The organism is Mesorhizobium sp. B2-6-4, from assembly GCF_006441495.1.
GTDB lineage: Bacteria > Pseudomonadota > Alphaproteobacteria > Rhizobiales > Rhizobiaceae > Mesorhizobium.
Genome location: NZ_VFUE01000045.1, coordinates 1 through 8,765, shown reverse-complemented (window position 1 = coordinate 8,765; position 8,765 = coordinate 1). Strand labels below are relative to the sequence as shown.

Here is an 8,765-nt window from a genome sequence, read left to right as displayed (position 1 = left end):
TGAACCGCTTCGACGCCAAAACAGAAGCGGACAGATCATGTGCTACCAAACCGGACAACTTGATTAGCTACCGACAGCCCGACGCGCCTTGCGGCCGTCACGGAAGCCAATGCCTGTCGGCATTCACACGTGTTCCGCCTCCAGAACGATGGTTTTCTTCCAATCTCCCGTGGTGTTCCACCAGCGATTCGGATTGGCGCGGTCGTCCAGCCCCTTGGAACGGCTGGCAAGGACCGGCTGAATGCGGATCACCGGCTCCTGATAGCTGTGCGCCTGGAAGATCGCTTCTACGACGCGCGCCGCCAATTCCTGGTCATCGGGCAGTTCGAACGAAACCTCGACCGTGCCGGGGCGGCGCCGCAATTCGGTCTCGGCGCCGGCGGCTGCGCCGTCAAGTGGTCGGTAGCGTTCGATGCCATGTGCCGACTGGTAGGCGTTGCGGTCATAATTACCCATGGCCAGCGGCGCCAGCGCCACCACCGCGTCCATGATGCGGTCGACATCCGCGGCCGGCGCCTGGAAAGTGACAAGCAGGAGCAGCGTCATCCGCAATGATGTGGTTTCAAAGCCGCTGTCGATCATCGGAGTCTCCTCAACTTCAAGTGTTTTGAGGTCTCCGTATAAACCGTGGCTGCTGACACGGTTCTGTCAGCAGCCAGTCATCCGGGAGTAGCCAGTTATGGGGCCAGCCGGCAGTGGGCGATCGTCAATCCGGTTTGCGCCGGTGGCGGCTTACAAAATCTTGCGGACCAGCCTGACGCTGGCAAGGACCATGTAGGCGGCGAAGAACAGGCCGAGCGACCAGCCGAAACCAGAGGGACCGAACGCATCCATGCCGATGCCTATCGCCTGTGGGCCGAGCACCATGCCGACGCCGTAGCACAGCACGAAGGCGGCATTGGCTGAAGCCAGCTCATGGCCGGAAAGCTGCGAGCCGAGATGGGCGAGGCCGATCGTGTACATGGCCGCGACCACGCCGCCCCAGACGAACAGGAGGCCCGCCATCAGGTGCCAGTTGCCGGCCAGATGCGGCATGAAGATCGTACCGGCGAGTCCGACAGTGGCGCACGCCAGAAGCAGATAGCGGCGGTCCGAGACGCGATCGCTGATCATGCCGATCGGGATCTGCAAGAGCACGTTGCCGAGGCCGATCATGGTGAGCAGCAAGGCGGCGTCGGCTTCGGAATAGCCGATGCGGTTGCCATAGACCGGAAACAGGGCGAAACCGCCGGTTTCGACGGCTCCAAACACCAGTACGGCGGCGGTGGCGGTCGGCACCAGCCAGATATAACGCAGGAAATTGCTGGTCTCGCCGTCGGATACGATCGTCGGGCTCTCGTTACGCGCCGCCAGCACCGGGATCGCGGCCAACGCCACCAATGCGATGATGACTCCGAACGGCCTGAAGCCGGAACTGCCGAGATGGGCGAACAGCCACGGCCCCGCGGCAAAGCCGAGCGACAGCACGGTGGCGTAGATGCCGAGCACAAGACCTCGCCGGTGCGGCGGCGCCGAGGTGCTGATCCAGAATTCCGACAGGATGAACAGCACCGTCAGCGCGATGTGCAGCACGATGCGCAGCGGAAACCACATCCAGAAATCGGGTGCGAAGTGGAAGCCGACGAAGGCCAGCGCACCGGCGGCAATCATGGCGATCATCGTCCAGGCAACGCCGAAGCGCATGGCGAGCGGCGTGGCCAGAGGGGCGCCGGCGATCGAGGCCAGGCCGGCGACAGCCGTGTTGAGGCCGATCATCGAGGCCGAATGGCCGCGCGTTTCCAGAATAACGCTGAGCAGGGGCATGCCGAGGCCGATGGCGATGCCGACGACGCTGATCGACGAGATCGCCGCCACCATCGGCAGCCAGTGTACGCGCTCGTCGCCCTTTGGTTGGGTATCGACCGTCATGTTATGTCTGAATACTCGATGTTCTACAGAATTTCGCGGGTGAAGCGGTTGCGGACAAGCCGGTAGAAGGGCACGGGACCGCCCGGACGCAACAGCGGATCATGGGTGAGGCGGCTTTCCAGCTCGTCCAGGATCATCCGGGTGATGTCGGGAATGTCGGCTTCCCTGGCCTTGGCAAGCGGCAGCCAGACCAGTTCCTCGAGTTCGTTGGTCGGACCGCCGCCCGGCAGTTCGACGGCGACGTCGCCTCGCCATGCGCAGAAGAAGCGGGTGTCGAAGCGGCGCACCCGGTTGGGCGGCGTGATGGCGCGCGCAATGAAGCGCAGCATGTCCAGGGCAGGTTGCACCCCATGTTCGGCAAAGCCTTGCCAATCAGACCTTGTCGTGGCGAAGGCGCCTTTGCGACCAATCAGCAGCCCGGCTTCCTCATAGGTCTCGCGGATGGCCGACAAGGCGATGGCGCGGGCACGCGCCTCGCTCGTGCGGCCGGGGCCGGCGATGAGCTTTGCTTCCTGCTCGGGATGCAGCGCGGTGGCGGTGGGGATGCGGCTGTCCGCCGGGTCGGTACGGCCGCCGGGAAAAACGAACTTGCCTGGCATGAAGGCGTGACCGGCATGACGGCGACCCATCAGGACCCGCAAGTCGTTGGCCTTGCCGTCGAGCAGGATCAGGGTCGCGGCATCACGTGGACGAATCGCCCGGCCGCCATGCGTGGCCAGACCTGTGTCGAGCCTGTCGACGTCCGCCTTGGTCATTCCTTCCATGCGCAGGACCTAGCGGAAACGTCTTGCATGCGAAAGTAGCCTTGACGGTTGGCATGTTGCGCCAGCCAGCACCTCAGGCACCGGGATGGGGTTCGGCCACGTCGTGTTCGCCAGCAAAACCGTGCATATAGAATGCCCATTGCAATCCGATGACGGCACCTTTCACCGGCTGCAGTAGGGCAACCGACAGCAGGATCGTCAAGGGTACCCAGATGGCGATGTGCTGCCAGGTGGAAAGGGTCGACGTCGCCTCCACGCCCATGAAGGCGCCGAGCACGATGTGGCCGACGATGACGATGACCAGATAGGCGGGCAGATCGTCGGCGCGGTGATGGTGTATCTCCTCGCCGCAGACGCTGCATGTCTCGACGGTCTTGGTGAAGCCGCGAAACAGCTTGCCTTCGCCGCAATGCGGGCAGCGGCCGAGCATGCCGCGCTTCATCGCCGTCCATAGCGGACGCGCGACCCGGCCCGAATGAAGTTCGCCGCCGAAAACCTGTTCTTCCATGCCTTTTGCCATCACCGTCTCCTGCCGCGCGAGCCAGGGCGCGATTGTGACGCACGGGCGCGGCCCTTTGCCTTGTGAAACGACCTGACGGAGCCAGGCAGGGGCTTCGGGTCGGTCAACATCTCAAAGCGCATCGCGCCGGCCATCGGCGCCACCTCGACGAGACGGACCTCGACACGGTCCGCCAGCTGATAACCCTTGCCCGAGCGTTCTCCGTAGAGCGAGCGGGCCGTTTCGTCATATATATAGTAATCGCCGCCCAGAGTTGACACGGGGATGAAACCATCCGCGCCATACTGCGGCAATTGGACAAATAGTCCCGATTTGGTGACGCCGGAAATGCGGGCGTCGAAACGGTCGTCGATGCGCTCGGCGAGATAAGCGGCGATCAGCCGGTCGACCGTGTCGCGTTCGGCCGCCATTGCACGGCGTTCTGTGCCGGAAATCAGCACCGAAACATCCTCGAGCCGCGCTTCCTCCTCCTGCGTCAGGCCCCCTGGGCCGAGGCCGAGTGCGGCGATAAGCCCGCGGTGCACGATGAGGTCGGCGTAACGGCGGATCGGCGAGGTGAAATGCGCGTAACGGTTCAGGTTGAGGCCGAAATGGCCGATGTTCTTGGGTGAATATTCGGCCTGGCTCTGCGAGCGCAGCACCACCTCGTTGACCAGACCTTCATTGTCGGCGCCGCGCACGCGCTCGAGAATGCCGTTGAACTGGGCGGGCCGCATCTGCGCACCGCGCGCCAGCGACAGGCCCAGGGTTTGCAGAAATTCGCGCAGCGATTCCTGCTTGGCCAGCGAGGGCGCGTCGTGGGTGCGGTACACCAGCGCCTGCTTCTTCGCCTCGAGTGTCTCGGCGGCGGCGACATTGGCCTGGATCATGAATTCTTCGATGAGCTTATGGGCATCGAGCCGTTCCGGCACGACGACGCGATCGACAGTGCCGTCGGGCTTCAGCAGGATCTTGCGCTCGGGCAGGTCGAGTTCGAGCGGCTGGCGGCCATCGCGTCCGCGCTTGAGGATCGCATAGGCATCCCATAGCGGCTTCAGCACCGCGTCGAGGATCGGCCCGGTCTTGTCGTCCAGTACGCCGTCGATCGCCGCCTGCGCCTGTGGGTAGGCGAGCTTGGCCGCCGACTTCATCATGACGCGATGGAAGGAATGCCTGATCTTGCGCCCGTCCGCCGAGAAGGTCATGCGCACGGCCAGTGCCGGGCGATCCTGGCCTTCGCGCAGCGAGCAGAGATCGTTGGAGATGCGCTCGGGCAGCATCGGCACGACGCGATCCGGGAAATAGACCGAGTTGCCGCGCTTCAGCGCTTCACGGTCGAGTGGAGTGCCGTAGCGGACGTAAGCAGCCACGTCGGCGATGGCGACCGTGATGACCACGCCGCCGGGGCTCTTCTCATCGAGATCGGGCGTAGCGAACACCGCGTCGTCGTGGTCCTTGGCGTCGGCCGGGTCGATGGTGACCAGCGGCAGTTCGCGCCAGTCCTCGCGGTTGGCCATCGTCGCAGGCTTGACGGCTTCGGCTTCGGCGATGACGTCGGCCGGGAAGACATGCGGAATGTCATGTGCGTGGATGGCGATCATCGAGACCGCCTTTTCGCTGGTCAGCGAGCCCAGCACGTTGAGCACTTTTGCTCTCGGCAAGCCATAGCGCGAGGCCCGGGCGGGCTCGACCTCGACGAGATCGCCGTTCTTGGCTCCGTTCTGGAATTCCTTGTCGACGATCAGTTCGGGTTGCCGGCGCTCCACCGGCTCGATGCGGAAGCTGCCGTCCTGAAGCACCCGAAAGACGCCGAGAACGGCATCCGTGCGCTTCTCGAATATCTTCATCACCCGCCCTGTGTAGGCCGGGCCGCCCAAGGCGACATTCGTGTCGTCGGCGGGAAAGGTCTTGGCCAGCACGCGATCGCCAATGCCAGGCGCCGGTCCGCCGCCACTGCGCGACAGGCGGATGGAAACGATGGGGGGCGGTCCATTGGCGGTGTGTTCGGTGGGACGCGCCAGCAGCACGCCGTCGGCGTCGCGGTCGAAAATGTCGAGCACCGTGACATGGGGCATGGCGCCAACGCGGGCCAGGCGCTTACGCTCCTTGGTCAGGACGCCTTCGTCCTGCAGGTCGCGCAGGAGATCCTTCAGCCAAATGCGGTCCGGGCCGCGCAGCGCGAACGCCTTGGCGATGTCGCGTTTTCCAGCGCGATCCGGATTTTCGGCGATGTAGCGCAGGATTTCGTCACGCGAGGGCCTGTAGTCGCCCTTGACCTTGGCCGTTGTGTCGGCGGTGCGCGGGTCGCCGTGGGTTGTTGCGGAGATCCTGCGCGCCACGCCGTTCTATCCCTTTTTCCTGGCGGCAGGCTTCTTGGCCGCCGTCTTCTTGGTAGCGGGGGCCTTGGCCGCCGCCGCTTTGCGGAAAGGCTTCTTGCCGCCGCCGCCCTTGGCTTCCTTCTCGGCGATCAGCGCCAGCGCATCCTCCATCGTCACCGATTGCGGATCCTTGCCCTTGGGCAGCGTGGCATTGACCTTGCCGAAATTGACATAAGGCCCGTATTTGCCGTCGCGCACGACGATCTTGCCGCCGCCGTCGGGATGATCGCCAAGCTCCTTGAGGGCTGCCGCAGTGCCGCCATTGCGGCCGCCCTTGCCCTTCAACTGCTTCTCGGCGATCACCGAAACAGCGCGGTTGAGCCCGATCGAGAATACATCCTCGATGCTGTCGAGATTGGCGTAGGTGCCGTCATGCAGCACGAAAGGCCCGTAGCGGCCAAGCCCGGCCGAGATCATCTTGCCGGTTTCCGGGTGCTTGCCGACATCGCGCGGCAGGGAAAGCAGGGCAAGCGCCTTCTCATGGTCGATCGAATCGGGCGTCCAGCCCTTGGGCAAGCTGGAACGCTTGGCTTCCTTGCCATCGCCACGCTGGATATAGGGACCGAAGCGGCCGCTGCGCAGCGTGATCTCCTCAGCCGTGTAGGGATCCTTGCCGAGCACCTTGGTGCCGTCCTCGCCGCCGCCATTCTCGCCATTGGGATTGGCCGCGTCGCCGAGCTGGCGGGTGAAGGAGCATTCGGGATAGTTCGAGCAGCCGACGAAGGCGCCGAACTTGCCGAGCTTGAGCGACAAATTGCCGGTGCCGCATTTGGGGCAGATGCGCGGATTGGAGCCGTCCTCCCGGGCAGGGAAGACCAGAGGCGCCAGCTCCTCGTTCAGCGCATCGAGCACGTCGGTGACGCGCAGTTCCTTGATGTCGGCGACGGCGCCGGAAAAATCCTTCCAGAAATCGCGCAGAACGTCCTTCCAGGCGAGCTTGCCGTCGGAGATCTCGTCGAGCTTTTCCTCGAGCGATGCGGTGAAATCGTATTCGACGTAGCGCTCGAAGAAGCTTTCCAGGAAGGCCGATAGCAGCCGGCCCTTTGCCTGCGGCACAAGCCGGCGCTTGTCGATGGTGACATAGTCGCGGTCCTCGAGCGTCTTCAGGATCGCCGTGTAGGTCGACGGCCGGCCGATGCCGAGCTCCTCCAGCTTCTTGATCAGCGAAGCTTCGGAATAACGCGGCGGCGGTTCGGTCGTGTGCTGGGTGGCGTTGATCGCCTGGCGGGCAAGCTGCTCGCCGGCGCGGATTTCGGGCAGGCGGCGGTTTTCCTCGTCCTCGGAATCATCGTCCTTCTGATCGGTATAGGCGGCGATGAAACCGTCGAAGCGCACGACCGAACCGACGGCGCGCAACTCGGCCGTGCGAGCACCGTTGACCGCCTCGATCTCGACCGTGGTGCGTTCGATCTCCGCCGGCTGCATCTGGCTGGCGATGGCGCGCTTCCAGATCAATTCATAGAGCCGCATCTGGTCGGCATCGAGATATTGCCTGACCGATGCCGGCGTGCGCATGAAGTCGGTCGGGCGGATCGCTTCGTGCGCTTCCTGGGCGTTCTTGGCCTTGGTCGTGTACAGGCGCGGCTTTTCCGGCAGGTATTTCGGGCCGAATTCCTTGGCGATGGCATCGCGTGCGGCCGAGATCGCCTCGGGCGCCATCTGCACGCCGTCGGTTCGCATATAGGTGATCAGGCCGGTGGTTTCGCCGCCGATCTCCATTCCTTCATAGAGGCGCTGCGCCACCTGCATCGTGCGGTTGGCCGAAAAGCCGAGGCCCGACGAGGCGGCCTGCTGCAATGTCGAGGTGGTGAAGGGCGGGCCCGGATTGCGCTTGGTGGGTTTTGCTTCGACGGACAGCGCCTTGAAGGCCGCGCCCTCGAGCATGGCCTTGATGTCGTCGGCCTGCGCCTTGTTGGCGATGTCGAGCTTCTGCAACTTCTTGCGCTCGAAAGCGGTCAGGCGCGCCTCGAAGTTCTCGTTGCGCGGCGTGCCGAGGATGGCAGCGATCTGCCAGTATTCCTCGCGGATGAAGCGTTCGATCTCGGATTCGCGGTCGCAGACCAGCCGCAAGGCGACCGACTGCACGCGGCCGGCGGAACGGGCTCCGGGGAGCTTGCGCCACAGTACCGGCGAAAGAGTGAAGCCGACGAGATAGTCGAGCGCCCGGCGGGCGAGATAGGCGTCGACCAGCGGCGCATCGATCTGGCGCGGATTGGCCATCGCCTCGAGCACCGAGCTCTTGGTGATGGCGTTGAAGACGACGCGGCTGACCGGCTTGTCCTTCAGCGCGCGCTTCTGCCGCAAGACTTCCAGAACGTGCCAGGAAATGGCCTCGCCCTCGCGGTCCGGGTCGGTGGCGAGGATCAGGCCGTCGGCGTCCTTGACCGCCTTGGCGATGTCGGCGAGGCGCTTGCCGGATGCCGTGTCGACCGCCCAGGACATGGCGAAATCCTCGTCCGGTCGCACCGAGCCGTCCTTGGCCGGCAAATCACGAACATGGCCGAACGAGGCCAGAACCTTGTAGTTCTTGCCGAGGTATTTGTTGATTGTCTTCGCCTTGGCCGGCGATTCGACGACGACGACGTCCATGAGGGCTCATATCAGCTGTGATGCGGCAGAAGAATTCCGCTGCGCGCGACGAAATCTCGGTTCTGTTCGTCGCTCACATGGCCGCGCTTTTGCATCCGGTCAAGGGGAAGCGGCCAAATTGCAAGAGTGCCGGCAGCAATACACTCTAAGAGTGTATGGGAGAAGATCACATTGTTGAGGGGTAACTAAGACAAATGGCTGGAGCGGTGAGGAGCGGCTCAAATTGGCGCCGATGAGGTCGCCGGCGACCCTGTGGACCGAGTCAAATGCCGCGCCAGCGCGTCTGATGCGGACTGCCAGGCGTTGAAGGCACGCCCGGCAGCAACGTCGAAGTTAAGGTGGCAGCCTTAGTCGGCCTTGACGATATGCCAGACGCCGCCGACGCCATCACCCGACACATCGCCGGCCTTCTTGTCCTTGATGAATGTGTAGACGGGCTTGCCGTCATAGGCCCACATCTTGGTGCCGTCGGTGCGGTCGACAACGGTCCATTCATCGTCCGCCTTGGCGCCGGCCTCGGCCTTCAGCGGCGGCCAGTTTGTGGCGCATTTGTCGTAGCAGTTGGTCTTGCCCTTCTCGTCCTTGTCATAGGTGTAGAGCGTCATGCCGTTGGCATCGGGGTAGACC

At 64.0% G+C, this 8,765-nt stretch carries 7 protein-coding genes; all 7 read right to left on the bottom strand.

What is annotated here, in order from left to right:
- Positions 1–123 precede the first annotated feature (123 nt).
- Positions 124–582, bottom strand: a complete 459-nt coding sequence (locus FJ426_RS31160; protein ID WP_140518286.1) for a hypothetical protein — start codon at positions 580–582, stop codon at positions 124–126.
- A gap of 150 nt (positions 583–732) precedes the next feature.
- On the bottom strand, positions 733–1,908 hold the full coding sequence (locus FJ426_RS31155) for an MFS transporter (protein WP_140825709.1): 1,176 nt from the start codon (positions 1,906–1,908) through the stop codon (positions 733–735).
- Positions 1,909–1,931: 23 nt separating this feature from the next.
- Positions 1,932–2,672 (bottom strand): NUDIX domain-containing protein, encoded by a 741-nt coding sequence (locus FJ426_RS31150; RefSeq protein ID WP_140825708.1) that lies wholly within the window; start codon positions 2,670–2,672, stop codon positions 1,932–1,934.
- A gap of 73 nt (positions 2,673–2,745) precedes the next feature.
- Positions 2,746–3,192: a DUF983 domain-containing protein gene (locus tag FJ426_RS31145; RefSeq protein ID WP_140825707.1), complete on the bottom strand. Its 447-nt coding sequence runs from the start codon at positions 3,190–3,192 to the stop codon at positions 2,746–2,748.
- The gene (rnr, locus tag FJ426_RS31140; protein WP_140825706.1) at positions 3,192–5,510 is read right to left on the bottom strand and encodes a ribonuclease R; all 2,319 of its coding nucleotides are present in this window, start codon (positions 5,508–5,510) and stop codon (positions 3,192–3,194) included. Before rnr ends, FJ426_RS31145 begins: the two co-directional genes overlap by 1 nt.
- Before the next feature lie 6 nt (positions 5,511–5,516).
- On the bottom strand, positions 5,517–8,138 hold the full coding sequence (topA, locus tag FJ426_RS31135) for a type I DNA topoisomerase (RefSeq protein WP_140518283.1): 2,622 nt from the start codon (positions 8,136–8,138) through the stop codon (positions 5,517–5,519).
- Between the two features lie 347 nt (positions 8,139–8,485).
- Positions 8,486–8,765 (bottom strand): hypothetical protein (locus tag FJ426_RS31130; protein ID WP_140825705.1); only part of this gene is annotated, 280 nt, incomplete at its 5' end.